The organism is Corallococcus sp. Z5C101001 (assembly GCF_007352635.1).
In the GTDB taxonomy this organism is placed as follows: Bacteria; Myxococcota; Myxococcia; order Myxococcales; family Myxococcaceae; genus Corallococcus; species Corallococcus silvisoli.
Map to the genome: position 1 here is coordinate 122112 of NZ_VKLU01000015.1, position 23013 is coordinate 145124.

General features: G+C 71.8%; 23 protein-coding genes. 5 read left to right on the top strand and 18 right to left on the bottom strand.

Annotated features, from left to right (window positions below; translation table 11 throughout):
- The first annotated feature begins 47 nt into the window (after nucleotides 1-47).
- Entirely contained in the window at nucleotides 48-1133 is a 1086-nt protein-coding gene (locus tag FOF48_RS30140) for a hypothetical protein (protein WP_143907272.1), read from the top strand.
- Nucleotides 1134-1149: 16 nt separating this feature from the next.
- On the opposite strand, the gene FOF48_RS30145 is transcribed toward FOF48_RS30140, so the two are convergent.
- From FOF48_RS30145 to FOF48_RS30165, 5 genes are all read right to left on the bottom strand, one after another.
- Nucleotides 1150-2637 carry an ELWxxDGT repeat protein gene (locus tag FOF48_RS30145; RefSeq protein ID WP_143907274.1) on the bottom strand — a complete coding sequence of 496 codons (1488 nt, stop codon included), beginning with the start codon at nucleotides 2635-2637 and terminating at the stop codon, nucleotides 1150-1152.
- A gap of 287 nt (nucleotides 2638-2924) precedes the next feature.
- Entirely contained in the window at nucleotides 2925-3539 is a 615-nt protein-coding gene (gene ruvA / locus FOF48_RS30150) for a Holliday junction branch migration protein RuvA (protein ID WP_143907276.1), read from the bottom strand.
- Nucleotides 3536-4114 carry a crossover junction endodeoxyribonuclease RuvC gene (ruvC, locus tag FOF48_RS30155; RefSeq protein WP_143907278.1) on the bottom strand — a complete coding sequence of 193 codons (579 nt, stop codon included), beginning with the start codon at nucleotides 4112-4114 and terminating at the stop codon, nucleotides 3536-3538. The genes ruvA and ruvC overlap by 4 nt, the downstream gene beginning before the upstream one ends.
- 35 nt (nucleotides 4115-4149) lie before the next feature.
- Complete coding sequence (locus tag FOF48_RS30160) at nucleotides 4150-4899, bottom strand: YebC/PmpR family DNA-binding transcriptional regulator (RefSeq protein ID WP_143907280.1); 750 nt, start codon at nucleotides 4897-4899, stop codon at nucleotides 4150-4152.
- Between the two features lie 87 nt (nucleotides 4900-4986).
- Entirely contained in the window at nucleotides 4987-6126 is a 1140-nt protein-coding gene (locus tag FOF48_RS30165; RefSeq protein ID WP_143907282.1) for a PleD family two-component system response regulator, read from the bottom strand.
- A gap of 105 nt (nucleotides 6127-6231) precedes the next feature.
- Between FOF48_RS30165 and FOF48_RS30170 the strand changes: the two genes are divergently transcribed.
- The gene (locus tag FOF48_RS30170) at nucleotides 6232-6891 is read left to right on the top strand and encodes a hypothetical protein (RefSeq protein WP_143907284.1); all 660 of its coding nucleotides are present in this window, start codon (nucleotides 6232-6234) and stop codon (nucleotides 6889-6891) included.
- On the opposite strand, the gene FOF48_RS30175 is transcribed toward FOF48_RS30170, so the two are convergent.
- From FOF48_RS30175 to FOF48_RS30185, 3 genes are all read right to left on the bottom strand, one after another.
- Nucleotides 6888-7145 (bottom strand): hypothetical protein, encoded by a 258-nt coding sequence (locus FOF48_RS30175; protein ID WP_143907286.1) that lies wholly within the window; start codon nucleotides 7143-7145, stop codon nucleotides 6888-6890. The two genes, FOF48_RS30170 and FOF48_RS30175, sit on opposite strands and share 4 nt — an antisense overlap.
- Nucleotides 7146-7251: 106 nt before the next feature.
- On the bottom strand, nucleotides 7252-8268 hold the full coding sequence (gene rtcA, locus FOF48_RS30180) for an RNA 3'-terminal phosphate cyclase (RefSeq protein WP_143907288.1): 1017 nt from the start codon (nucleotides 8266-8268) through the stop codon (nucleotides 7252-7254).
- A gap of 190 nt (nucleotides 8269-8458) precedes the next feature.
- Nucleotides 8459-9694: an RtcB family protein gene (locus tag FOF48_RS30185; RefSeq protein WP_143907290.1), complete on the bottom strand. Its 1236-nt coding sequence runs from the start codon at nucleotides 9692-9694 to the stop codon at nucleotides 8459-8461.
- A gap of 145 nt (nucleotides 9695-9839) precedes the next feature.
- On the opposite strand from FOF48_RS30185, the gene rtcR reads away from it, so the two are divergent.
- Nucleotides 9840-11468: an RNA repair transcriptional activator RtcR gene (rtcR, locus tag FOF48_RS30190; protein ID WP_143907292.1), complete on the top strand. Its 1629-nt coding sequence runs from the start codon at nucleotides 9840-9842 to the stop codon at nucleotides 11466-11468.
- Between the two features lie 53 nt (nucleotides 11469-11521).
- Here rtcR and FOF48_RS30195 read toward each other — a convergent pair whose 3' ends face one another.
- The 8 genes from FOF48_RS30195 to FOF48_RS30230 form a co-directional block, all read right to left on the bottom strand.
- Nucleotides 11522-12193, bottom strand: coding sequence for a hypothetical protein (locus FOF48_RS30195; protein WP_143907294.1), 672 nt, complete (start codon nucleotides 12191-12193; stop codon nucleotides 11522-11524).
- A gap of 2 nt (nucleotides 12194-12195) precedes the next feature.
- On the bottom strand, nucleotides 12196-13215 hold the full coding sequence (locus FOF48_RS30200) for a CARDB domain-containing protein (protein WP_186002132.1): 1020 nt from the start codon (nucleotides 13213-13215) through the stop codon (nucleotides 12196-12198).
- Between the two features lie 11 nt (nucleotides 13216-13226).
- Nucleotides 13227-14090, bottom strand: coding sequence for a hypothetical protein (locus FOF48_RS30205; RefSeq protein WP_143907298.1), 864 nt, complete (start codon nucleotides 14088-14090; stop codon nucleotides 13227-13229).
- A gap of 28 nt (nucleotides 14091-14118) precedes the next feature.
- Nucleotides 14119-15468, bottom strand: coding sequence for a M24 family metallopeptidase (locus tag FOF48_RS30210; protein ID WP_143907300.1), 1350 nt, complete (start codon nucleotides 15466-15468; stop codon nucleotides 14119-14121).
- 286 nt (nucleotides 15469-15754) lie between these two features.
- Nucleotides 15755-16021, bottom strand: a complete 267-nt coding sequence (locus tag FOF48_RS30215) for a hypothetical protein (protein ID WP_143907302.1) — start codon at nucleotides 16019-16021, stop codon at nucleotides 15755-15757.
- A 54-nt stretch (nucleotides 16022-16075) separates the two neighbouring features.
- Nucleotides 16076-16933 (bottom strand): zf-HC2 domain-containing protein, encoded by an 858-nt coding sequence (locus FOF48_RS30220; RefSeq protein ID WP_143907304.1) that lies wholly within the window; start codon nucleotides 16931-16933, stop codon nucleotides 16076-16078.
- A 144-nt stretch (nucleotides 16934-17077) separates the two neighbouring features.
- Nucleotides 17078-17551: an anti-sigma factor gene (locus FOF48_RS30225; protein ID WP_143907305.1), complete on the bottom strand. Its 474-nt coding sequence runs from the start codon at nucleotides 17549-17551 to the stop codon at nucleotides 17078-17080.
- A complete protein-coding gene (locus tag FOF48_RS30230; RefSeq protein WP_143907307.1) occupies nucleotides 17548-18129 on the bottom strand; it encodes an RNA polymerase sigma factor in 582 nt (193 codons plus the stop codon). The genes FOF48_RS30225 and FOF48_RS30230 overlap by 4 nt, the downstream gene beginning before the upstream one ends.
- Before the next feature lie 539 nt (nucleotides 18130-18668).
- On the opposite strand from FOF48_RS30230, the gene FOF48_RS30235 reads away from it, so the two are divergent.
- Together FOF48_RS30235 and FOF48_RS30240 are read left to right on the top strand one after the other, a co-directional pair.
- A complete protein-coding gene (locus FOF48_RS30235; protein WP_143907308.1) occupies nucleotides 18669-19220 on the top strand; it encodes a hypothetical protein in 552 nt (183 codons plus the stop codon).
- A complete protein-coding gene (locus tag FOF48_RS30240; RefSeq protein WP_143907310.1) occupies nucleotides 19217-19807 on the top strand; it encodes a tRNA-uridine aminocarboxypropyltransferase in 591 nt (196 codons plus the stop codon). The genes FOF48_RS30235 and FOF48_RS30240 overlap by 4 nt, the downstream gene beginning before the upstream one ends.
- Before the next feature lie 21 nt (nucleotides 19808-19828).
- Here the strand turns inward: FOF48_RS30240 and FOF48_RS30245 are convergent, their stop codons facing one another.
- Together FOF48_RS30245 and FOF48_RS30250 are read right to left on the bottom strand one after the other, a co-directional pair.
- Nucleotides 19829-21253: a protein-disulfide reductase DsbD gene (locus FOF48_RS30245; RefSeq protein ID WP_143907311.1), complete on the bottom strand. Its 1425-nt coding sequence runs from the start codon at nucleotides 21251-21253 to the stop codon at nucleotides 19829-19831.
- 69 nt (nucleotides 21254-21322) lie between these two features.
- Nucleotides 21323-22936 carry an SPFH domain-containing protein gene (locus tag FOF48_RS30250; RefSeq protein WP_143907312.1) on the bottom strand — a complete coding sequence of 538 codons (1614 nt, stop codon included), beginning with the start codon at nucleotides 22934-22936 and terminating at the stop codon, nucleotides 21323-21325.
- Nucleotides 22937-23013 lie beyond the last annotated feature (77 nt).

Sequence of the window (23013 nt, forward strand, 5' to 3'; positions counted from 1 at the left end):
CCGGCCAACCAGGGGGCCCGCTGCCCTGCTCGAAGGGAGTCGCGTCCATGATTTCCTCTTCCTCCCCGTTCCGTCCCCTGCCCCTCTTGACGGAGGCCCGCGCCGAGCGCTCACCCGGGGCCCGCCTGCAGAAGCTTCGCCGCGCCGCGCTGGAGGCCCGCGAGGCCTTCGTGCGCGACGGGCCGGTGGCGGCGGTGGCCACGTGCGACCTCATCACGTTCCCCTACCCCACGCTGTTCGCCTTCAGCGGGGCGGCGCTGTCCCCGGCGCCGTACGTGATGATGACGAACCGCATGCAGGTGGTGCAGTTCGCGGAGGCCGGCACGGGCCTGCGGCGCACGCTGCTCTTCAACCCCACCGACTACGAGCGGGGCTACGCGGCCCCCTTCTACCGCGCGCTGCGCGAGCGCTACGGCGCGTTCCTCTCCGACAAGGTGATGTCCACCCGCCACGGCACGGTGCAGGGACACCTGGAGCAGCTGGGGCTGACCACGTCGGACGTGGACTACCTGGCCTTCGACCACCTGCACATCCAGGACCTGCGAGGCTGGCTGGGCGGCGCGGGCGCCCCGCCCGTCTTCCCGCGCGCGAAGCTCCTGGTGCAGCGCGCCGAGTGGACCCTGGTGAAGCACCTGCACCCCATGCAGCAGGTGTGGTTCGTGCCCGGGGGCACGGAGATTCCCGAGGACCGCGTGGTGCTGCTGGACGGGGACGCGTGGCTGGGCCAGGGCGCGGCGCTGCTCAGCACGCCCGGGCACACCCAGGGCAACATGTCCCTGGCGGTGGCCACCGCCAACGAGGTCTTCGTGGTGAGCGAGAACGGCGTGAGCACGGAGAGCTACACGCCGCTGCTGTCGCGCATCCCCGGCGTGCGCCGCTTCGCGGAGCAGATGGGCTGGGAGGTGGTGCTCAACGGCAACACGCGCGAGGACTCGCTGGAGCAGTACGCGTCCATGGTGGTGGAGAAGCTCTTCGCCGGCCCCTCCGCGCACGACGCGTCGTTCGTGAACTTCCACCCGTCCTCGCTGCTCACCGCGCACCTGCTGGCCCCCGGCCTGGGCCCCACCGTGGTGCTGCCCGCGCCGAACACGGGCGGACTGCACCCCACGCCCGCGCTGCGGCGCGCGGCCTGAAGCCGGGCGCGCGCGCCTACTGCCGCGAGCAGCGGGCCGCGGGGAGGAAGGGCAGCGCCCAGGGCTCCTCGCCCCGCTCCGGGTCGGTGGCGACGAAGAAGACGTAGCCGCCCGCGCGCACGAAGCCGCGGGGGTCGGCGCTCAGTCCGGCGGGCGCGATGTCGCGCATCGGCTCCGCGCGATCCAGGGCGCCATTGGAGAACCAGGCCTCGCGGCCCCGCCCCGCCGTCGTCGCGGAGAAGAAGAGCCACCCGTCCTCCACCGCGAGGGACGTGGGGGCGCTGCCCTCGGGGCCCGGCTCCAGGTCCTGCACCAGCACCGTGCCCTGCGCCGTGCCGTCGGAGCGCCACAGCTCGCGGCCGTGCACGCCGTCATCCGCCGCGAAGTACAGCTGTCCGTCCATCGCGGTCAGTCCCGACGGCAGCGAGCCCAGCGGCCCCGGCCGCACATCCTTCACCAGGCGGGTGCCCACCAGCGTGCCGTCGCTCTTCCACAGCTCCCCGCCGTGGAGCAGGTCCCCGGGCTCGCCGAAGAAGCCCTCCGCGCCGGCCATGAAGTACACGGTGTCGCCCAGCGGCGTGAGCGCCACCGGGTAGTCCCCCGGGAAGTGGAGCAGCGGGAGGGTGAGCAGGGGCAGGCCCCACGTCACCCAGAGGTCCGCCTCCCCCCGGCCCTGGTCCACGAGGAAGTAGAGGCGGTCGCGCCCCGCCGGCGTCAGGGAGAAGAGCACCGTCTGCGCCGGGCCCCGGTAGAACACGCGCGCGGTGCCGGTGTCCCCCTCCGTCACCCACAGCGTCACCGAGTCCGCGCCGTACGCCACCAGCGCCAGCCGTCCGTCCCACTCCGTCAGGTCATCCAGGACGAACGAGTCCGGCCCGGGCGCGAACTCCTGCGTGAGCTGCGTGCCCTTGAGGGTCCCGTCGGAGCTCCACAGCTCGCGGCCATGCACGCCGTCATCCGCGGTGAAGTACAGCCGCCCGCCCACCGCCGTCAGCCCATCCGGCGCGCTGCCCTGCGCCCCCGGCCGGATGTCCGCCACCAGCACCGTCCCCTGCTCCGTGCCATCCGACAGCCACAGCTCCGGCCCGTGCACGCCGTCGTCCGCGACGAAGAACAGCCGCCCTCCCACCCGCGTGAGGAAGCGCGGCGTGCCGCCCTGCGCCCCGGGCCGCAGGTCCTTCACCCGCCCCGACGCCATGCTCCCCGCATCCGTCACCCACAGCTCCCGGCCCGAGACGCCGTCATCCGCCGCGTAGAAGACCTGCTCGCCCACCACCACCATCGGCTCCGGGCTCGAGCCCTCCTCGCCAGGATGGAGGTCGCCCACGGGCCACGGAGATCGACCGCAGGGCTGGGGGTCCCCTCCCGTGAGCGCCGCCTCCCGCACCGCCCCCGACACTCCGCCCCACGCCTCCACGCCCTCACCGTCGACCGCGCCACACCCCACCCCGACGACACCGGAGAGCATCAGCACGAGGACCGCGACACCACGCCACGCCGCCATCACACACGCCTCCTGAGGGCGGCGCGATCCCCATGGGACCACCGCACCCGCACTGCAAATTGATGTTTTCAGCGGAATGAGCCAGCTCGCCACCGGCTGCGATTGCACAGCTGTGTCAGCCCGTGAGCGCGGTGGATCGACGTATGACTTTGAACCAACGGCAAATTCGTTGGTCGGACAACGCCAGCGGATTCGTACGGGAATAAGCCTTGCGCCTCGATTCCAAGGACTTCTTGTTATCGGAGACACCGCGACTCACCCCCTGGATCGAGGGGGTGTTGTCTGGCTTACGAACCGGAGCGCAGGACCTTCAGGGCTTCGCGGAAGAGCACCTGGAAGGAGGCATCCGGGCCCAGCCGCTCGGTGGCCACGTCCGCGGCCTTCTCCGCCTGGGGCGGCTTGTAGCCCAGGTTGAGCAGCGCGGAGACGAGGTCGGACTTCGTGCCGGACGAAGCGGGCGCCGGGGCGGCGGTGCCGCGCGCGACGGCCTCCGCGTGGAGGTTCTTCACCTTGTCCTTGAGCTCCAGGACGAGCCGTTCAGCGGTCTTCTTGCCCACGCCGTGAATCTTGGCGAGCCGGGCCACCTCACCGCGTGACAGCGCCGCGATGAGCTCCCCCACCTCCATGCCAGACAGCACGCCCAGGGCCATGCGCGGGCCAATGCGAGACACGCTGTTGAGCAACTGGAAGAGGTCTTCCTCCTGTGGGCTGAGGAAGCCGAACAGCTCGAAGGCGTCCTCGCGCACCACGGTGCGGATGCGGATGTCCACGGGCTGGCCATCCGCGGGCAGCTTGCCCAGGGCAATCGTGGAGAGGTTCACGCGGTAGCCCACGCCGTGCACGTCGATGACGGCGTCCTCCGCGCCCTTCTCCAACACGTTTCCACGCAACCGGGCGATCATCGGGCCTCCGGGCGCTTGTAGGCGGACGACAGGCGATCCGCGAGCACCGACGCGGCGCCCTTGCGCTTGCCCTTCGCGGGCGCGCTCGCGCGGGGCATGCCCACGCGGAACTGGTTCAGGTGGCACAGCGCGACGGCGAGCGCGTCGCTGGCATCCGCGCGCTCCAGCGTGGCTTCATCCACGCCCAGCAGCGTGCGCACCATGCGCGCCACCGCGTCCTTGCCGCCCGCGCCGCTGGCGCCCACGGACTTCTTCACGCTCGCGGGGGCGTATTCGTGCACCGGCAGGCCGGCCTGCGCCGCGGCGAGCAGCGCCACGCCTCGCGCATGCCCCAGCACCAGGGCGCTCCGGGCGTTGCGGAAGGTGAACAGGCCCTCCACCGCCACGGCCTCCGGCTTGTAGCGCTGGAGCGCGGCGCCGAGCGCGGCGTGCAGGTCCTTCAAGCGCTCCGCCAGGGGCGCGGACTCCACGACCTTGATGACGCCGTGCCCCAGGTGCACGAGCCGGCCCTTCTTCTCCTCCACCACCCCGAAGCCCATGAAGCGGCTGCCGGGGTCCACGCCGAGCACACGCACCCGCCCGTTCCTTTCCCACGCGCCCTGGAAGGGCCTCACGCGGACAGCGACTCCATCAGGGATTCGTCGATCTCGAAGTTGGCGTGCACGTGCTGCACGTCGTCGTTCTCATCGAGCGCGTCCATCAGCTTCAACAGGCGCTTCGCGTTGTCGCCCTCCACCTTCACGGTGTTCTGCGGCACGAAGGTCCACTTCTGCTCGCCCAGGGAAAGGCCCGCGGCCTCCAGCTTCGCGCCCACCGCGTGCAGGTCCGCGGGCGCGGTGCGCACCTCGAAGCCGTCCGGCCCCTGGTCCACGACATCCTCCGCGCCGGCATCCAGGGCCTGCTCCATCACCTGGTCCTCGCTGGGGCCGGGCTTGACGGTGATGACGCCCTTTCGGTGGAACATCCAGCCCACCGCGCCCTCGGAGCCCAGGTTGCCGCCGGAGTTGCCCAGCAGGTTGCGCACGTCGCTGGCGGAGCGGTTCCGGTTGTCCGTGAGGCACTCGATGATGAGCGCGACGCCGCCGGGCCCGTAGCCCTCGTACGTCACCTCCTCGTACGACTCGCCGGCGAGCTCGCCCGTGCCCTTCTTGACGGCGCGCTCGATGGTGTCGCGGGGGATGTTCGCCTCGCGCGCCAGGCCCATGGCCACGCGCAGCCGGGCGTTGCCGGAGGGCTCACCTCCGCCCAGGCGCGCGGCGACGGTCAGCTCCTTGATGAGCTTCGAGTAGAGCTTGCCCTTGGTCGCGCCCATCGCGGCCTTCTGGCGCTTGATCTTCGACCATCGGTTGTGACCGGACATGGCGGCGGCTTCGGCGTGGGGTGGACGGGCGTTCAGCCCGGGGCGTCTCCGGCCTTGTGCCCCGAGCAGGCCGCCCGAGTCAAACCCTCACGACGCGTCCGGGCCGGGCTCGGTGGCGGGCCTCCCGGCCGGCTCCGGCTGCTGCTCGGGGTCGGGAGCCGTGTCCGGCGCGGCGGCGGGCTCGAACAGGCGCGGCGGCCCCGCGGACTCCCGGGCGCGCTCGCGCTCCTCCACCAGGATGGCGGGCACCAGCACGCCCAGCATGAACAGCCGGGTCGCCGCCTCGTAGGCCAGGGCCTCCGGGAAGCGGCACTCCAGCAGCATCGCGCGCACCGTGCGCCGTCCGTCGAAGAGGCGCACCACCTGTTCGACGTCCTCGGGCAGCGAGGGCAGCTCGCGCGCCAACCGGTTGAAGTCCACCGTGAGCCGCGCCGCCAGGGGCAGGCCCCGGATGCGCAGCGCCTCGAAGCGCTCCAGGCCCGGCACCACCTGTTCACACAGGAAGGAGCGGTCCATGGTGAAGGTGCCCCGCTGGAGCTCCGGGCCGAACGTCACCGTGTACGCGCCCGCGCCGAAGAAGAGCAGGCGCCGGAACGCGAGGCTGCCGCGCTCACCATGGAAGGTCGCGTCCACCACCAGGCCATGGCGGAAGGTGAAGGCCCCCGTGTCCTCCGTCAGCGTCACCCGGCCCGAGCGGACCCCCGACAGGAGCGCGCGCACCAGATCCACCCAGGGCAGCGTCCCGCTGTGCGCGTCGTAGACGTCCTCCTCGGCGCGCCGGCCGACCTTCAGCCGCGCGAGCACCGCCACGTCGCGCGCGTCCACCGGCTCCACCAGGTATTCGTCCGCGCCCACGCCCGCCGCGAGGTCGCGGTGGAACTCCTCCTGATGGCGGGCCACCAGCAGCACCGGCAGGTGCGCCACCTTCGCGTCCGCCCGGAGCGCGCCGCAGAGGCTGAAGCCGTCTCCGTCCGGAAGGTCCGCGTCGATGATGACCAGCCGGGGCAGCTCCGCCCGCGAGCCCAGCCACGCCAGCGCGTCACCCATGCCCTCCACGCGCACGGGCTCGAAGCCTTCCGCGACGAGCGCCTCCGTCACCGCCGGACGCGCCTCCGCGCCCACCAACAACACCGAACTCCCGACCCCACCCGACGGGTCGAGTGCCGGGCGACCTCCTGGGGGCGTGGCGGATTCAGGCGGCGGTGCTGCGTGCAGGTAGGCAACCATGGAAACCGTATTCTTCCAGTGAACTGGAGTGAATGCGCAACCCTCCCCCAAGTCCCTGGATTCGTTGGGTTTTGGCCATCGCGCATCCCACGCTAGGGTGCGCCCATGATGCGCCTCGCCCTTCTGCTGACCGTCCTCGTGATGCCCGCCCTGGCGGCCGCCCAGGATGCCGACGTCTCCTTCTCCAACGAGGACCCGCTGGGCTCGGTGGTCGCGCCGGTGATGCTGCCGGCGGGGGCGACGGCGCTCTACGGCTACACGGGCGCTCCCGAGGTGGGGGTGGGGTTCCGGCAGGGACTGGGTGCGCTGGAGGTGGAGGCGCGGGCGCGCTTCGACTGGTTCAAGCTGGGCGTGGCGTTGGAGTTCCTGGGCCGCAAGGAGGTGGTGCGGCGGGGGGCGTTCCAGCTCGCGCCGACGCTGGGCCTGGGCCTGGTGCTCAACTCGGGCTCCACGTACATGGACTCCCGCAACTTCTCCGGCGTGCTGGTGCGCATCCTGCCGGGGATGGTCGCGGGCTACCGGGTGGCGGACACCGTGGAGCTGCTGGGGCTGGTGGACCTGCCCATCGACCTGGGGCTCACCGGTGACAAGCAGCGCCGCTTCCAGGCGCTGGGGGGCCTGGGCGTGGAGGTGTACCTGGGCGGAAACCTGTCGCTGCTCGCGGCGGGACAGGTGGGCGTGGAGACGTTCCAGGAGCGCGCGGGCGCGGGCCATACCCGCCTGGGCCTCACCGGGCGCGTGGGCCTGGGCACGCGGTTGTTCTAGAAGTCGGGCGGAGGGCTCTGGCGCGGCGTGCCCATCAGCTCGAGCGTGCGCAGGGCGACGCGGATGAGCGTCTGGGCGCACGGCTCACAACCGCCACCGCAGCAGTGGGGCCAGCGCCCTTCCGGGTCGCGCAGGAGCGGGCGCACACTGGACTGGTAGTAGCTGGGGAACTGGTGCTCCTCGCTCGCGAGCAGGAGCGCGTCTTCGAGGGACAGGGGCGAAGGAGAGGGACCGTCGGACACGGCCCTGTTCATACCAGCCCCCCGGTCGCGGCAGCGAGCCCCGCGTGGGCCGCAGCCGCGGGCGCCGCGTCCGCCCGCCGTGCATCCCGCCGGACCAGGGACGCGGGCCCGCCGCGCTTCAGCCGCGCACCGTCACCTCGTGCACGTCGCGCTCCACCGCTTGCACGTCCACCTTCACGTCGAGGAAGTGCGCCATCGTCTCGCGCTGCGTGTGCGCATGGCTGTCCAACGCCAGCGTGCGGAAGCGTCCGCCCTTCGCCAGGGCGAGCAGCAGCAGGAGCTGATCACACAGGTGCTCGCCCACCGGGACCCCCGCGTCCAGGTAGCGCTTCACTTCGGAGGCGACGTCCTCCGCCACCACCTCGGCGCGCTTGCCTCGCTCGCCGAAGCCGGTGAACACCTCCGTGACGTGCTCGCTCTCCACCTCCACGCGCAGCACGTTGCCCGGACCGAAGGCGCGCTTGAGCTCTTCGGGCCGCTGCTGGTCGGGCCGCAGCTTCAGCACCTGGGCCACGGTCTCCAACTCGCGCCTCGCCACGTCGAAGGGAATGGAGGCCACCTGGGCCACGGCCTCCGTGCGCAGCACCCGCCCCCGCTCCATCAACTGGAGCGGCTGGAGCTTCGCCGGGTGGATGTCCACGCGGAAGCGCCCACCTCCGGCCGGGTAGAAGCCGGGCCGCTCCAGCGTCACGTCCACGCGCGGGCCCATGCGGCGCAGCAGCGGAAGGTAGGTCTTCTCCAGGAATTCGAACGGCGGCGCGGCCGGGTTGTGCGTTCCGCCCTCCAGCATCAACGTGGACGGGCCTTCGGCGTGCAGGAGCGCGGGCAGCACCGTCTGGAGCACCAGCGTCGCGCTGCCCGCCGTCCCCACCGCGAAGTGATAATTGCCCGCCGTCAACGCTCGCGGGCGGAAGGTCAACCGCTGGGAGCGCAGCTCCGCGCCCGTCACCTCCGCGGCCCCCACGGCCTCCGCGGCCTTGAGCCCGGTGAGGTGCTGCCGGAGCAGGCCCGGCTTCGCGCGGCCGGCACGCACGTTGATCATCTCGAACGGCGTCCCCGTCACCAGCGACAGCGCCAGCGCGGTGCGCAGCACCTGGCCGCCCCCTTCTCCCTGTGAACCATCAATGCGGACCATGTGCGTCGTGCTCCTTTGCGCGCTCGCGGACGGATGCAGCATCCCATCCCTGATTAAAAAATAGCGGCGCCCGCTCCCCCGCCATCACGGCCGCTTGCGCGGACCTCCGTGGGGGAACGGGCGCCTCGATGGATTCATCCCGGCATGGGCACCTCCGCGGGGTGGCGGGTGGGAAGGACTTCGGGGGGGGCTATCCCTTCACGCACACCACCTGCTTGAGCGTGTGGACGACCTCCACCAGGTCCGCCTGCGCGGCCATCACGGCGTCGATGGGCTTGTACGCGGCGGGCGTCTCGTCAATCACATCCACGTCCTTGCGGCACTCCACGCCCGCCGTCGCCTTCGCGTGGTCCTCCAGCGTGAAGCGCTTCTTCGCCGCTTCCCGCGACATCACGCGGCCCGCGCCATGGCTGCACGAATGGAACGCATCCGCGTTTCCCTTCCCGCGGACGATGTAGGAACGGGCCCCCATGCTTCCGGGGATGATTCCCATGTCGCCCTCGCGCGCCCGCACCGCGCCCTTGCGGGTCACGAAGCAGTTCTTTCCGAAGTGGTGCTCACGCGAGATGTAGTTGTGGTGGCAGTTCACCGCCGACTCGGAGAGCTCGAACGGAGGCAGCTCACGGCTCGCCTTCAGGGCATCCACCGCCGAGCGCAGCATGAGCTCGCGGTTCATCGCCGCGTAGTCCTGCGCCCAGCTCACCGCGAACACGTAGTCATCGAAGTGCTCCGTCCCCTCCGGCAGGTACGCCAGGTCCGCGTCCGGCAGGTGGACATAGAAGCGGCGCATGTCCTCCTTCGCCAGCTCGATGAAGTGGCTTCCGATGCGGTTACCCACCCCGCGCGACCCGGAGTGCAGCATCAGCCACACGCCGTCCGACTCATCGAGGCACAGCTCGATGAAGTGGTTCCCCGTCCCCAGCGTCCCCAGGTGCGCGAGCTCCGGCCCACGGCCGATGCGCGGGTGCTTGGCGATGATCTGCGCGTACCCCTTCGCGAGCGCCGCCCACGCATCCGTATGCGTCACGGGCGAGTCCTTCCACGCCCCGCGGTCATTGCGGCCGCCGTTGTCCGTCCGGCCGTGCGGCACCGCCGCTTCGATGGCGGAGCGCACCCCGCGCAGCGAGTCCGGCAGCTGCGACGCGCGCAGCGTCGTGCGCACGGCGATCATCCCGCATCCGATGTCCACGCCCACCGCCGCCGGAACCACCGCGCCCACCGTGGGCACCACGCTCCCGACCGTCGCGCCGTAACCGCGGTGCACGTCCGGCATCACCGCGACCCACTTGTGGATGAAGGGCAGGCCCCGGAGGTTGCGAAGCTGCTTCTTCGCCTCGTCCTCGAACGGCACCCCCACCGTCCACGCCTTGATGGGGCGGCCCGCCTCGTCCGACAGCACCTCGTAGTTCGTGTTCACGCGGTCCATGGTCTGCACCTTTCGGTCGTTCGACTCGGGCTTGCTGTCCCGGTCACGTGGGGGAGCTAGAGCACCCGCCGTGCCAACGCCGTCTCCGAGGGAGCCCCTGTTCGGGGATGGAAATCCATATCCCATGGGATAAATACCTATCCTGATGGCTCAAAAAGGCAGGGCGCGGCGGACCGTCGTCATCGGGATGCTGGGGACGACGCTGGACACGGGGATGGGGGCGCAGCGCTGGGCGCGGTGGCGGCCCACGGTGGCGCTGTGCCAGCAGGAGGACCTGCTGGTGCACCGGCTGGAGCTGCTGCATCCGCCCCAGGCGTCAGCGCTGGCCGCGCTGCTCCAGGAGGACATCGCGCAGGTGTCCCCGGAGACGCAGGTGCGGCTGACGCCGCTGCCCCTCCGCGACCCATGGAACCTGGAGGAGACGTACGGCGCGCTCCTGGACCACGTGCGCGCGCACGCCTTCCATCCGGAGGAAGAGGAATACCTGGTGCACATCACCACGGGGACGCACATCGCGCAGATCTGCATGTTCCTGCTGGTGGAGAGCCGGCTGATTCCGGGCCGGCTGGTGCAGACGGCGCCGGGCCGGGGCCGTGAGCACGGCACCGTGGGCACGCACGCGCTCATCGACCTGGACCTGTCGAACTACGACACGCTGGCGGCGCGCTTCCAGCAGCAGCAGCGCGAGGGCCTGTCGTTCCTCAAGTCCGGCATCGACACGCACAACGCCGCGTTCAACCGCCTCATCGAACGGATCGAGCAGGTGGCCGTGCAGTCCCGCGCGCCGCTGCTGCTGACAGGGCCCACGGGCGCGGGCAAGTCGCAGCTCGCCAGGCGCATCTACGCGTTGAAGAAGGCGCGCAACCAGGTGGCGGGACCATTCGTGGATCTCAACTGCGCCACGCTGCGCGGCGACGGCGCGATGTCCACGCTCTTCGGCCACGTGAAGGGCGCGTTCACGGGCGCGGCCGGAGACCGGCCCGGGCTGATGCGACAGGCGCACGGGGGCGTGCTGTTCCTGGATGAGATTGGAGAGCTGGGCCCGGACGAGCAGGCCATGCTCCTGCGCGCGCTGGAGGACAAGCGGTTCCTGCCCGTGGGCGCGGACAAGGAAGCGGAGAGCGACTTCCAGCTCATCGCGGGCACGAACCGCGACCTCCAACTGGACGTGGAGCGGGGACGCTTCCGCGAGGACCTGCTCGCGCGCATCAACCTGTGGACCTTCCGGCTGCCCGCGCTGCGCGAGCGTCCGGAGGACATCGCGCCCAACCTGCTCTACGAGCTGGACCAGGCCTCCCAGGCGCTCGGCACGCGGGTGACGATGAGCCGCGAGGCCCAGGAGCACTTCCTGCGCTTCGCCACCTCCCCCGAGGCCCGCTGGAGCGGCAACTTCCGGGACCTCAACGCCGCCGTGCTGCGCATGTCCACGCTGGCGGCCGGCGGGAGGATGACGCGCGAGGTGGTGGACGAGGAGCTGGAGCGGCTGCGCGCGCAGTGGCGGCCCGCGGGGGCGGCTGCTTCAGGGAATGAGTCCGTGTTGATGGAGGTGCTGGGCCCCGAGCGCGCGGCGGAGCTGGATCGCTTCGACCGTGTGCAGCTCGCGGACGTGGTCAGCGTGTGCCGCGCCGCGCGCTCCTTGTCGGACGCGGGCCGGACGCTGTTCGCCCAGTCCCGCGCGCAGAAGAAGAGCGTCAACGACGCGGACCGGCTGCGAAAATACCTGGCGCGCTTCGGACTGACCTGGGCGGAGGTGAGCGGACGCGACGCGGAGTGACGCGGCCCGCCCCCGTGAGCCCTTCCGGACGGGCCCACGGGGTCAGGCGCGGCTCAGCGCAAGGCGTCCGCCATGGCCTGACATTGCGGCGTGGCCAGTGCAGTATCGAGCACTCGGACCGGCATCTCTTCTGGTTCGGACGCGACGGGGGTCGGCGGCGGTGCCCCTTGCGCGCCCGCTCCGTTCAACCACTCGGGTGGCACCCAGCATTCGAGCGTGAGGGGACCCTCGAACGTCGCGAACTCGCTCCCGGACTTCGGCCGCGCCGTGCCTCGGACCTCCTGACCGGTGGCGGTCAGCTCCAGGGTCCCGTCCGCGAACACCATCCAGGGCCCTGAGCCAGACTGGAACTCCACCAACGCGAGCCCCGGACCCAACCCCTGCGCGGGGATGAGCCGCGCGGTGGCTCGCTTCGTCTTCAGGAACGTCTCATCCACCCCCATGACGATGTGCCATTTCGCCCCGCTCCCTGACTCCGCGCGCACCGAAACCAAGAGGAGGCGCATGGGAGGACTCGCCAGGAACGTGGCGACGAGCATCACGGATGGGGCCGCGTAGGTGCCCTCGTGCGTGCGTACCGTGACCGGGCCAGGAGGCTGGGGACGCTCGGCGGCGGCCGTTGACTCAGGCGTGGCCCTGAGCGCGTCGCGTGACGACGCCTGCTCCTGCCTGGGCGTCGCGCAGGCGCCCAGGAGCAGGCTCCCCATCAGGGCCATGGCTCGCAAGCTCAGCACCCCACCCGCAGGAGCATCGCGCTGACGGTGGAGTTGTCGTTCTCACGCAGCTCGTCCACCGCCCCCTCCGGATCCATGTCCAGGTAGATGTAATACGTGTTGAAGGGCAGCCCGGCGGGCACCGTGAACCCCAGCGAATAGGTGCCCTCCGCGAACGCGCCCAGCGAGTGGTTGTACGTGGCCACGGTGGTGCTGGACTCGTAGTAGCCAGTCGGAGGGGCCGTCGGGCTCAGGCGCACGCGCAGCGTGTACGAAGACACCGCCGCGTTGCCCATGTTGCCCACGTAGAACTTCACGCTCTGCGCCGAGCCCCGGCACACGGCCCGGGTGCCCGCGGGATCCAGCGTCTGCGCCACATCCCCCACCACGCCCATCGAGGAGGGCAGCAGGTTCGGCTTCGACTGCGCATAGCCATACAGCGTGTTCATGCCCTGCGCGTTCGTGGGCCACAGCGTGGAGGACTCATAGCCTCCCGTCACCAGGTGCGGCGGGGACGTGCGCAGGATGCTGTGCCCGCCCTCGTGCTTGAAGCCGAAGAAGTGTCCCGCCTCATGCACGAACGTGCTCCGGCCCGACGTGCCGAACGCATTCCCGGTGCGCGGCGTGAAGTCCAGGTCGCTGGCGATGCAGACGTCCGCTTCGTCGATGCCGTTGCTCCCGATGAAGCACAGTCCCACCGTGGAGTACGTCACGCCGTTGTTCCCGTCGATCGCCGCCCTGTCGCACAGGCCGATCTCGTTCTGCCCGTCGCTGTGGTCCAGCGAGCAGTCCGTCACCGGGTTCACGTTGAAGGCGCTGACGATGCGCGACAGGTCATCCCACTGCCGCAGGCCGTTCCAGTACGCCGTGTTGACGTTGCCGGAGTCCGGGATGCTGCACCGGTTGCGATACACGGCCGGCCCGGCGTACCACTTCACCGGCAGCCCGTTGCACGTGTCCCAGGCGGCGGCTTCCGCCTCCATGCCGGCCAGCGCCAGCGCCGCGACGATGCCCGCGAGTTGCGTTGTCCTCATGGCGAACCTCATCACGGCTGGCCGGGCGGGACGTCCCGCTCGGGCTGAAGGGGAACGATGCCGGACGCGGGACCCCGCGCCGGCGCGGGCGCCACCGCCACGGACAGGGACGACGCGGCGGTGACGGGCTCCGCTCGGAACGTCCCCTCCACGGTGAGCCCCCGCGCGCGCAGGTGGTTCTGGAGCAGCGACAGGAAGGCCTCACGCCCCAGTGCCTCCGGCGCCTTCCGGCCCTCCGCCCCCGCGCGCAGCGCCGGCCGCACGCCCATCAGCTCCACGGTCTCGAACACCGGCGCCGTCTGCCGCACGCCCTCGGAGTCCATGCCGGACACGAGTCCGCCTTCGGCTCCGACGAGCACCTCCCGGCCCGCCACCGTCTCCACGCGGAAGGCATGCTCATCCAGGACGGGAGACAGGCTCCAACCGGTGTTGCGCAGGAAGACGACGTAGCGCGCCCCCTGGACGAAGCGGGGCACGTGGCTGATCACCAGCCGCCGTCCGTCCGGGAGCAGCCCTCCGGCCTGCTTGAGCTGGACCTCCCGGGGGGCTGTGCCCAGGTGCGCCCGCACGTTGCCCAGCGTCACCACCGTCCACGGGCCCGTGCGCGGTGAGTACTCCGAGCGGATGTCCGTGACTTCGCCCTCCACCACCGAGGCCGTCTGGTCGAACAGGCTCAACAGGCTGTCCACCCTGCGCGGAGGACGCAGCGTGGCCTCCGCGGCCAGGGGGCGCTCCTGACGCTGGGGGGCTTCCGAGGAGGCTTCATCGGCGGCGGAGGCGGTGCAGCCCGCGCCCCCCGCCATGCCCCACAGGAGCGCCAGCGCGAACCGCGCGCGGCCCTCCCTCCTGTTGATTGACGTCCATGGCCTGTCCACGCGCATCGCTTCCGCTCCCTTCGTGTCCTCAGTGGATGAGATAGAAGGCGTCCTGCCGCGGCACGAAGAACCTCCAGCCCTCGTCCGTCAGGTACGCCGGATCTTCCTGCATCACCGCCACCTGCTGGCCGCCCCACTCTGGCACGGCGGTGACGGTGTTGAGCTCGACCGCGAGATAGGAGCCCTTGCGCAGCAACCGGGGCGCTTCCTGACGCGAGGCCGCGCGGAAGTCGATGGAGGCCCCCAGCGCGTGGCCCTGCGCGCCCAGCGGGTGGCTGTACACCTTCGCCTCGATGCCCTTCGCCTTCATCTCCGCCAGGGTGTCGTCGTAGACATCCGCCGACGAGCGCCCCGGCCGCGACGCCCGCAGCATCAGCGCGTCCTGGAGCGCCTGGGTGTTGGCCAGCGCGCGCTTCAGCCCCTCCGGCGCGTCCTGTTCCCCCTCCTTGAGCACGTAGGCCATCTTCTGCCAGTCCGTGCTCAAGCCCAACGCCGTGATGCCGAAGTCCACGTGCACCAGGTCCCCGCGCTGGATGACCACCGCCTCGTCCGCGACGGCCAGGAACCCGCGCGAGAAGCCGTCCTTCATGCCCTGCCGCTGCACGCGCAGGTCCGGCTCGAACCACGTGCCCACACGCGCCTCCCACAGCGCGTCGTACAGCCAGCGGCGCACGTCCCCCACCGTCGTCTCCCCAGGCACCACCACTTCGTTGGAGAGCGCGCGCTTCACCAGCGACTCCGTCAGCGCCACCAGGTCGCGGTACGGCGCGAACTCGCCGGGCAGCCGCGTGTCCAGGTACTCCTCGATGAGCGGCGCCGCGCTCACGAAGCGGGCTTCCGCGGACGCGCCCAGCGCCTCCACCAGCCACCGGTAGCTGGCGTGCGTCAGGCTGCGCGTCACCCCGCGCCGGCCATCCATGCCCAGCGCGATGGTGCGCGGGCGGTAGCGCGCGTCCAGCTCCGCGAGCGCCTCCTCCTGCTTGCGCTCCACGGCGGGCATCTCGAAGAACCGCGTCACGGCCTCCGTGGCGTAGCCCGTCAGCGCGATTCTCTTGAGCCCCGCGTCGCCCGCGTCCACGAAGACGAACACGTCGCGGTTGCCCGCGTAGGGCAGCGGCGGCGCGACCCAGGCCGTCAGCGGGTCATCGTGGAACTCCTCGTTGATGACCACCCACATGCCCACGCCGTGCCGCCGCATCATGTCGAGCAGCAGCGCGTGCCGCCCCGCCAGCCAGGACTCGCGAAGCGCCAGCGCCTGGGACGGAGGAGGCACACGGGTGGAGGCAGCAACGGGGGTGTCACGCACGGGCGCGGTGGCACAGGCCACCAGACACCCCAGGCTCAAGGCGGACAGGACTGCCGCGGGCCAACGCATCATGTCGGGAACTCCAGGTCGGGAAGGAGGCCGGGAGCTTAGCGCGCGAAAAACCGAAGCCCCCCGCTCCCGGAACCCTGAAGGATCCGGGAGCAGAGGGCCTGGGGCGCATCCCACCTGCTCACCCGCTCGGACGACCTCGCTCCTGCTCGCTTCCGGGCCCCGTCCCCCCCGGTCCGGAACTCCGGGACCCAACCCGGCCTTCACGGCCGGTGGATCCACTGGAAGCGGGCGGCCTTCCCCCGAAAGCCGCATGGAGCGCGGACACCCAACCGCGCGCGCCGTCACGTCAGTAGCTGGCGACCCCGTCCAGGTCGCTTTCATCGAACTCGAAGAGCGACGCCTCCCCTTCCTGCTGGGAGACCGCTTCCCCGTCCCCCTCATCCTCGGTCCGGTCGTTCCCCGGCTCCCGGACCGCGTCCTCCGTCCGCACACCCGCGCCCCCGTTGGAACCGGGCGCCCACATCGCGCCGTCCCCCTGGCTCCACGCATCGATGCGGTACATCGCGTCCCCCTGGGTGCGGTGTTTCCATCCCGCCACCGTCGCCACCGCCACGCCGCGCCTCGATAATTAGACGCCGACCGCCAGAATCCTTGGGTCGCGGCGACCTCAATTCAGGAAGTGGCCCGCCTGCCGCAGGGCGCGGGCCCGGATTCCGGCTTCCTCGCTCCACCCGGGCTCCCCCCGGCGGGCCACGGATTCGAAGGCCTCCGCCGCCTGAAGGGGCAGGCCCATCGCCCGGAGCACCAACGCCCGGTTCCACAGGGCCTGGGGATGGTCGGGTGCCTGACGCAACACGCCCTCCAGCAGCTCCAGCGCCCCCCGCAGGTCGCCGGCCGCCATCGCCACCACGGCGCGGTCGCTGTCCCGGTCCACCGAGGGCGCGCTGCGCGCCAGGAAGTCCGCGGCCTGACGCAGCTCGCCGCGCACCAGGTATGCCGCCGCGATGCCGTGCAGGTCCCCCTGCTCCTCCAGCGCGGCCAGGGTGCGCAGGGGCACGGGAGGTTCGGCGGGCAGCCCGGTCCGGTCCCCCACCGCCCCCGTCCGGACGGGGACGTAGGGCAGGTACCGGTCCGCGGCCGGGTAGGCGATGCGCGCCTCCAGCTCCCGGCCCGACGCATCCGCCCGCCACGCATCCGCCATCCGGGAGGGGAAGCCCGTGAACAGCGCGGCGGCCGCCCCCAACCCCATCGCCAGCAGCGCCCCCAGCGTCCGCCCCCGCCAACCGCGCAGCAGGCCGAGGCGGAGCGCGACCCGTTGGCGGGCAGGGGCCGGAGGCGGGGGCGCGTCGTTGTGGGCCACGGCGCCGCAGAGGGCCTGGACGCTGAGCATCTCCAGCTGCATGGCGTCATGCAGCCCGCTGGCGCACGCGCGGCAGAGGGCCAGGTGGAGCCGGAAGTGCTCCTCGTCGCCTGACTCCAGCTCGCCATCCAGGAACCGGTAGAGCTTCTTGCACCAGAGATCCATTGTGCGCCAGGCCCCGTCCCGGGCAGCCGCCTCCCGTCCCTGTCGAAACGCGGGCGGAATCAATCCTTGGGGCTTCTTCCCCGAAGGTCCGCCGCGCGTCCCTCCGCCTGCCCCACGGGGAGGAGCAGGCAGACCTCCGCGGCTTCAGCGGCGCGAGCGGGGCCGCAGGAGCGTCCCCCCGGACCGGCTCGCGCGAGGACAGGGCCAACGCGGGGCGCTGACCGCCTCCACGTCCTCCTCCCGTGCGAACCAGGGGCAGCAGGAGGCGCACCCCGGACACCGGCGGCGGAAGCGGCGCGCGCCCTGGTGCCAGGCCCGGCCCTCGCGGTCCGGAGGCGGCGGGGCGTGCTCCGGGAGGACGCCCCCGGGCCAGTGCGCCGGGACCTCGTCGTCCCAGGAGCCCGGCACCGTGTCACGGGCCTGCCGGGCGGACACCCAGCGCTCGCTCTCCGCGGCGTCCTCCAGCGCCAGCCGCGCGAGCATCTCCAGTTGCAACAGGTCATGGAAGCGCCCGGCGCAGACGTCGCAGCGGGCCAGGTGGCCCCGGACGCGGCGCTGGTCCTCCGCGGACAGCTCGCCGTCCAGGAAGGGCCGCAGGTCCTCACACGCGGTGCTCATCGTTCCCTCTCCTGCCGGCGGCGTTCCGCGGTGTCGTGGAGCATGACCTTGAGGCGGCGGCGGGCGTGGAAGAGCCACGTGCCCACCGTTCCCGCGCTGGGGGTGTTCATCCGCCGGGCGATCTCCGCGTGGCGCAGGCCGCGCGCGTGCAGTTCGAACGCCTGGCGAAGCTTCTCGTTGAGCCGGGCCACCGCCTGGCGCAATTCGTCCTCCGTGACGCACTCCCACTGCTCGGGCTCCGGCGCGTCCTCCGGATCCTCGAAGAGCATGTGCACGTTGTGCAGGTCCACCCGCCGGTCCGTCTCCGCGCCCTGGCGCCGGCACTGATCCAGGAACCGGTTGTGCAGCACGCGCACCAGCCACGCGCGACGCGCGGGCTCCGGCCAGCGCTTGAGCCGCTCCCATTGCAACAACGCCCGCAGCAGCACGTCCTGCACCAGGTCGTCGCAATCGCTGGCACTCTTGCCACAGACGTTGCGCGCGATGGCGACCAGCACCGGCTGATGGCGGATCGCGAAAGCGGCGAATTCCCCTCCAGAGCCCTCCCTGACCGGCGGCTCCTCCCTCCCTGGCACCATGCGACCGCCTCCCTTCCCTCAGAGAACGCCGAGGGTCGGATTCTTTTTTTCTCACGGATGCGACAAACGCGCGCGCGATTCACCCGGCGTCACATCTGGCAGTGCGACTGGAACACTTCAAGCAGACGCCAATTCATTGCATGGAATAGACAGACATCCAGGCACTCCCGGATCAATTCCTCTCCATGGGTGTGTATTGCCTCCGGGTGGCGCGCGCCCCGCCCGGCGTGAAAAAGGGCGTCCAGCCTGCCCCAGCCGTTCGCTGGCTCCGGAGGATATTCGCGCCGGGTGGATCCGCGCCGGGCGCGCGGCCCGCGCATGCCCCTTCTGGTGCGTCAGCCTTGGGTGACACCTCCCGCTGGGTCGCTTCGCGGCGCGGCCCGTGCCCCCTTGCCGAGGCTCAACGGCCTTGGGGAGCGAGGGAGCGGGCCGGGACCGTCGCTCATGGTGGGGGCGGCCGAGGGAAGCGCCCCGGGGCTGAAACTCCCCCTTGCGTGCCTGGGGAGTCATTTGGTCCTCTTGGGCACCGCCGTATGCCCATGGAAACCGCCGCCGACAGCCGAGAGTACCGCGTGGTCTTCTTCTGCCCCGCGTCGAACGCCCGGCTCGAGCGGCTGGAGGTCCCCGTGCGCCGGCTCTTGTCGCGCATCCAGGCCCCCCCGGCGGAGCTGGCCCCGCTGAGCGAGGCCGGGGCGCTGACGGAGGCCGGGTGGCAGGTGTACCTGGTGCGTTCGCTGACGGAGCGCTCGGCGGCGCAGGCCATGGCGGCCTACGTCAGCGAGGCCACCTGCGCGCTGGCGGCGGAGGTGGACGCGGAGGTGCTGGGCCTCTACGTGGACGTGTCGGGGGACTCGGCGCGCATCTGCCGGTGTGGGCCGGAGGACGGACCGGAGACCTTCGCCGGGCGCCGCCAGGCCGCGCTGAACCGCACCTCCGAGTGGCTGGAGGTCGCCCCCGCCAGCCTGTCCGCCCTCTTCCAGCTGGACCCTCCGGACGCGGAATACGAACCGGACGCGGACGACCGCTTCGTCGAGGAGAAGCTGCGGGAGGCGCGGACCCTGATGGAGCGCTACCGCACCGCGACGAAATGAGGTCGCGCACCCCGGAGGACCTCGCCGGCCGCTGTGAGCGGTGCTACCTGCCCACGGCGTGGTGCCTGTGCGCGGACGTGCCCGTGGTCCCCACGCGCACGGAGCTGCTCGTCATCCGGCACCACAAGGAGTCGCAGAAGAGCACCAACACCGCGCGCATCGCGGCGCTGGCCCTGCCCCGCTGCGGCATCGTCTCCTATGGCGCGCCCGGGTCGCCGTTCGACGCGGCGGTGCTGGACACCCCGGACACCTGGCTGCTGTTCCCCGACGCGCCGGAGGCGGAGGGCCCTCCGCCCAAGCGGCTCATCGTCATCGACGGGAGCTGGGCCCAGGCGCGGCGCATGATGCAGCGGGTGCCCGCCCTGCGCCGGCTGCCGGGCCTGAGGCTGCCGCCCCCGGGGCCGGACACGCGCCGCCTGCGACGGCCGCCGCACCCCGACGGGATGTCCACGCTGGAGGCCATGGCCGGCGCGCTCGCGCGGCTGGAGGGCGCGGACGTGGCGAAGCCGCTCCTCACGCTGCACGAGCTGATGATCGAGCGCGTGCTGGCGAGCCGGGGGCGGCTGGGCTGGGAGAACTACCGCTGAGCGGCGGCCAGCGGTGGCCTCCTACTGCACCGCCTTCTGCATCTCCGCCGCGAAGGGCACGGGCTCCAGGAACCCCGTCACGCGCGGGTTCTTCAGCACCGTGCCATCCGGGTTCACGAACGCCACCGTGGGCAGGCCCTCCACGCCCAGCTGCTCCATCAGCGCGTCCAGGCGGTCCTCGCTGTTCGTCGCGTCGATCTTGATGGTGAGGAAGTGCCCGTCCTCCGCCTGGGAGATGACCTCGCTCGACGGGTAGGTGTGCCGGTCCAGCTCCTTGCAGGCCGCGCACCAGTCCGCGAAGAAGTCGATGAGCACCGGGCGGCCTTCCTTCTTCGCGGCCGCGAGCACCCGCTCGAACTGGCCCGCGTCGAACGTGGCCGACTTCGGCGGCATCACGTGGTGCCACTGCCAGGCCGGCGCGGCCGGAGGCGCCACGAGCCCCATGCGCACCCAGAGCTCCCCCGTGGGCCGCGCGTCCAGCGCGCCGCCGCGCACCACCAGCGCGCCCACCACCAGCGCCACGCCCAGCGCCTTGAAGCCGAAGTCGCGCGCGCCCTCCTTGAACGAGCGGTGCACCGCGCCCAGGAGGACGCCCACCGTCACCAGCAGCGCGGCGATGACCGCGCCGGGCACCTGCCCCACCTCCGCCCCCAGCGCCTTCACCGTGTCGCGTGCCCAGGGGAAGGCATCCTTCACGTACGAGAACGCGAGCGCCACCAGCATGATGCCCAGCACGCTCTTCACCCACTCCATCCACACGCCACCGCGCGGCAGCCGCACCGTGAACACGCCGATGAGGAAGAACGGCACGCCGATGCCCAGCGCGTAGATGAACAGCAGCGCCGCGCCCAGCGTCGTGTTGGCGGACTTCGCCACGAAGGCCAGCAGGCCCGTGAGCACGGGGCCCGTGCAAGGCGCCGCGAGGAACCCGGACACGCTGCCCATGATGAACGCGCCCGCGAGGCCGGTGCCGCCCACGTTGCTCAGCTTCGTCTGCATCGCCGACGGCAGCGCCAGCTCGAACGCGCCGAACATGGACGAGGCCAGCAGCAGGAGGAACAGCGCCAGCCCCATCACCACCGCGGGGCTGCCCAGCATGGAGCCGAAGGCCTGGCCCGTCTTCGCCGCCAGGATGCCCAGCGCGCTGAACACGACGCCCATGCCCACGATGTACGCGGAGGTCAGCGCCAGCGAGCGGCCCCGCCCTTCCGCCTTGCGCGCGCCGAACACCGACACGGTGATGGGGATGAGCGGGTACACGCACGGCGTCATCGCGGTGAGCAGGCCGCCGGCGAACACCACCAGCGCGCCCCAGGCCAGGCTGCCCGACTCCAGGAACCGGGCCGCGTCCAGGCCGGCGCTCGGGCCGGTGGGCAGGAACCACGGCACCACGGCCACCACCACGCCCGCCAGCACCGCCGCCACCGTCAGCTTCTTCATGTCCATGCGTGCCTCGACTCCCCGCGCATCCCGGACCGGGAGGCTCCCTTCTATATGCGGAGGCCGGGGACGCGGCTACCCCACCGGCACCCGCGGCGGGGAGGCAGGCACGTTCAAGCCCGCGGAGCGGGCCAGCCTCATCACGCCCTCCACGGCGGCGGCGATGTAGCCAAAGGGGTTCGCTCCATCCACCGCCGTCACGTGGACCTCCCCCATCCGCTGCTGGAAGGCCGCCGCCACCTGTGGGAGCTGCCGGGCCACGGTCAGCTGGATGACCTCCGGACTCACCGTGTTCTCAATCTCACGCAGCGCCTTCGCGCGCTCCATCTCCAGGCCTTGCTGCGCCCGCGTGCGCCGCAGCTCCAGCTCCGCGATGCCGGCCTCCGCCTCCGCGATGGACTGCTTCGCCAGGAGCACCTGGAGCCGGGCGGACAGCTGCTCGGCTTCCTGCCGGGCCTCCTCGACCCGCAGCGCGTGCAGGGTGGCCTCGGCCTCCTGCTGGCGGCGCATGCGCTCCAGCTCCACCTGGGCCTTGGCGGCCTCCGCCTCCTGCTCCCAGCGAAGCTGCTCCAGCGCGCCCTGCGCGCGGTTGTACGTGAGCTGACGTTCGCTGGTGAGCCGCGCTTCCTCCAGCCGCGCGTCGGTGGCCAGCGCCTCCAGGCGGGCCTGCTCCGCCAGGGACTGGGTCCGCTGGCGCACCTCCTCGTCGGCGCCCAGCTTCGCGAGCGCCATCTCGCGCTCCACCGCCGTGCGCTCCTGCTGCTGTTGGCGCACCTGCTCCATCTTCGCCTGCGCGAGGCGCGCCTCCACCGCCAGCTGCTCCAGCCGCGCCTGTTCGTCGGTGGCCTGCGTGCGCTGGCGCACCTCCTCGCGCGCGGCGAGCTTCTGGAGGTTGAGCACGCGCTCGGCCTCCGTCTCCTCGCGCCGGACGAAGCGCTCCTTGGCGAGCTCCGCCTCGCGCGCCTGCCGCTCCTGTTCGCGGCGGAAGCGCGCCTGCATGTGTTCGAAGACGGCGGCGGACAGCACGCGCACGTCCTGGATCTCAATCGTGTCCAGCAGCACGCCCCAGCCCGAGTCGGTGCGGTCCTCCAGCCGGCCCCGGCCGGAGAGCACGGGGGCGATCTCCCGCATCAGCTCCTCCGCGATGCCCTCCTTGCGCCGAGACAGGCACTCCTCCACGGCGAGGTTGGCCACCAGCCTGCGCGCCGCGCCCACGAACATCTCCCGGAGCAGCTCCGCCAGCTTCTCCTGCGCCCGCTCCGGGTAGCTGAAGTTGAGCATCCGGAAGGCCACCAGCGGATCCGCGATGCGGTACACCGCGAGCCCCGTCACCGCCACGCCCACCTTCTCGCTCGTCACCTGCTCCGCGGTGAACTGGAGCCGCTGGATGCTGGTGGGCACGATGGCCACCGAGTCCCCCGGCAGCTTGAAGCAGCTGGCGCCCTGCCCGCTCACCTCGCGCACCCGGCCCCGGCGCATGTGGATGAGGAACTCGCTGGGCCGCGCGGTGATGAGCCCCCAGCGCTTCACCTTCTCCGGGTCCTCCGCCGGCTTGCCCGCCCGCCACCCGTCCGCGTAGCGGGAGCGCTCCAGGCCCCCCTCCAGGCGGATCAACGACGGCCGCCCCGTCCCCTCCAGCTGCGGCTCCTGACCGTTGCCCCGGGCGTGTGACTTCGCGTTGGCGCTCATGTGCGTACCCTCCGCGGCCGCTCCAGTGCAGGCGCCCGGCCATGCCTCGCGGGGCCACGAAACGGGCACTTATGGGC

Bases quoted from the DNA above. Each gene is read 5' to 3' on its own strand.
- FOF48_RS30140 (WP_143907272.1), top strand. From the start codon at position 48: ATGATTTCCTCTTCCTCCCCGTTCCGTCCCCTGCCCCTCTTGACGGAG.
- FOF48_RS30145 (WP_143907274.1), bottom strand. From the start codon at position 2,637: ATGGCGGCGTGGCGTGGTGTCGCGGTCCTCGTGCTGATGCTCTCCGGT.
- ruvA (WP_143907276.1), bottom strand. From the start codon at position 3,539: ATGATCGCCCGGTTGCGTGGAAACGTGTTGGAGAAGGGCGCGGAGGAC.
- FOF48_RS30160 (WP_143907280.1), bottom strand. From the start codon at position 4,899: ATGTCCGGTCACAACCGATGGTCGAAGATCAAGCGCCAGAAGGCCGCG.
- FOF48_RS30165 (WP_143907282.1), bottom strand. From the start codon at position 6,126: ATGGTTGCCTACCTGCACGCAGCACCGCCGCCTGAATCCGCCACGCCC.
- FOF48_RS30170 (WP_143907284.1), top strand. From the start codon at position 6,232: ATGATGCGCCTCGCCCTTCTGCTGACCGTCCTCGTGATGCCCGCCCTG.
- FOF48_RS30175 (WP_143907286.1), bottom strand. From the start codon at position 7,145: ATGAACAGGGCCGTGTCCGACGGTCCCTCTCCTTCGCCCCTGTCCCTC.
- rtcA (WP_143907288.1), bottom strand. From the start codon at position 8,268: ATGGTCCGCATTGATGGTTCACAGGGAGAAGGGGGCGGCCAGGTGCTG.
- FOF48_RS30185 (WP_143907290.1), bottom strand. From the start codon at position 9,694: ATGGACCGCGTGAACACGAACTACGAGGTGCTGTCGGACGAGGCGGGC.
- rtcR (WP_143907292.1), top strand. From the start codon at position 9,840: ATGGCTCAAAAAGGCAGGGCGCGGCGGACCGTCGTCATCGGGATGCTG.
- FOF48_RS30200 (WP_186002132.1), bottom strand. From the start codon at position 13,215: ATGAGGACAACGCAACTCGCGGGCATCGTCGCGGCGCTGGCGCTGGCC.
- FOF48_RS30210 (WP_143907300.1), bottom strand. From the start codon at position 15,468: ATGATGCGTTGGCCCGCGGCAGTCCTGTCCGCCTTGAGCCTGGGGTGT.
- FOF48_RS30220 (WP_143907304.1), bottom strand. From the start codon at position 16,933: ATGGATCTCTGGTGCAAGAAGCTCTACCGGTTCCTGGATGGCGAGCTG.
- FOF48_RS30225 (WP_143907305.1), bottom strand. From the start codon at position 17,551: ATGAGCACCGCGTGTGAGGACCTGCGGCCCTTCCTGGACGGCGAGCTG.
- FOF48_RS30230 (WP_143907307.1), bottom strand. From the start codon at position 18,129: ATGGTGCCAGGGAGGGAGGAGCCGCCGGTCAGGGAGGGCTCTGGAGGG.
- FOF48_RS30235 (WP_143907308.1), top strand. From the start codon at position 18,669: ATGGAAACCGCCGCCGACAGCCGAGAGTACCGCGTGGTCTTCTTCTGC.
- FOF48_RS30240 (WP_143907310.1), top strand. From the start codon at position 19,217: ATGAGGTCGCGCACCCCGGAGGACCTCGCCGGCCGCTGTGAGCGGTGC.
- FOF48_RS30245 (WP_143907311.1), bottom strand. From the start codon at position 21,253: ATGGACATGAAGAAGCTGACGGTGGCGGCGGTGCTGGCGGGCGTGGTG.
- FOF48_RS30250 (WP_143907312.1), bottom strand. From the start codon at position 22,936: ATGAGCGCCAACGCGAAGTCACACGCCCGGGGCAACGGTCAGGAGCCG.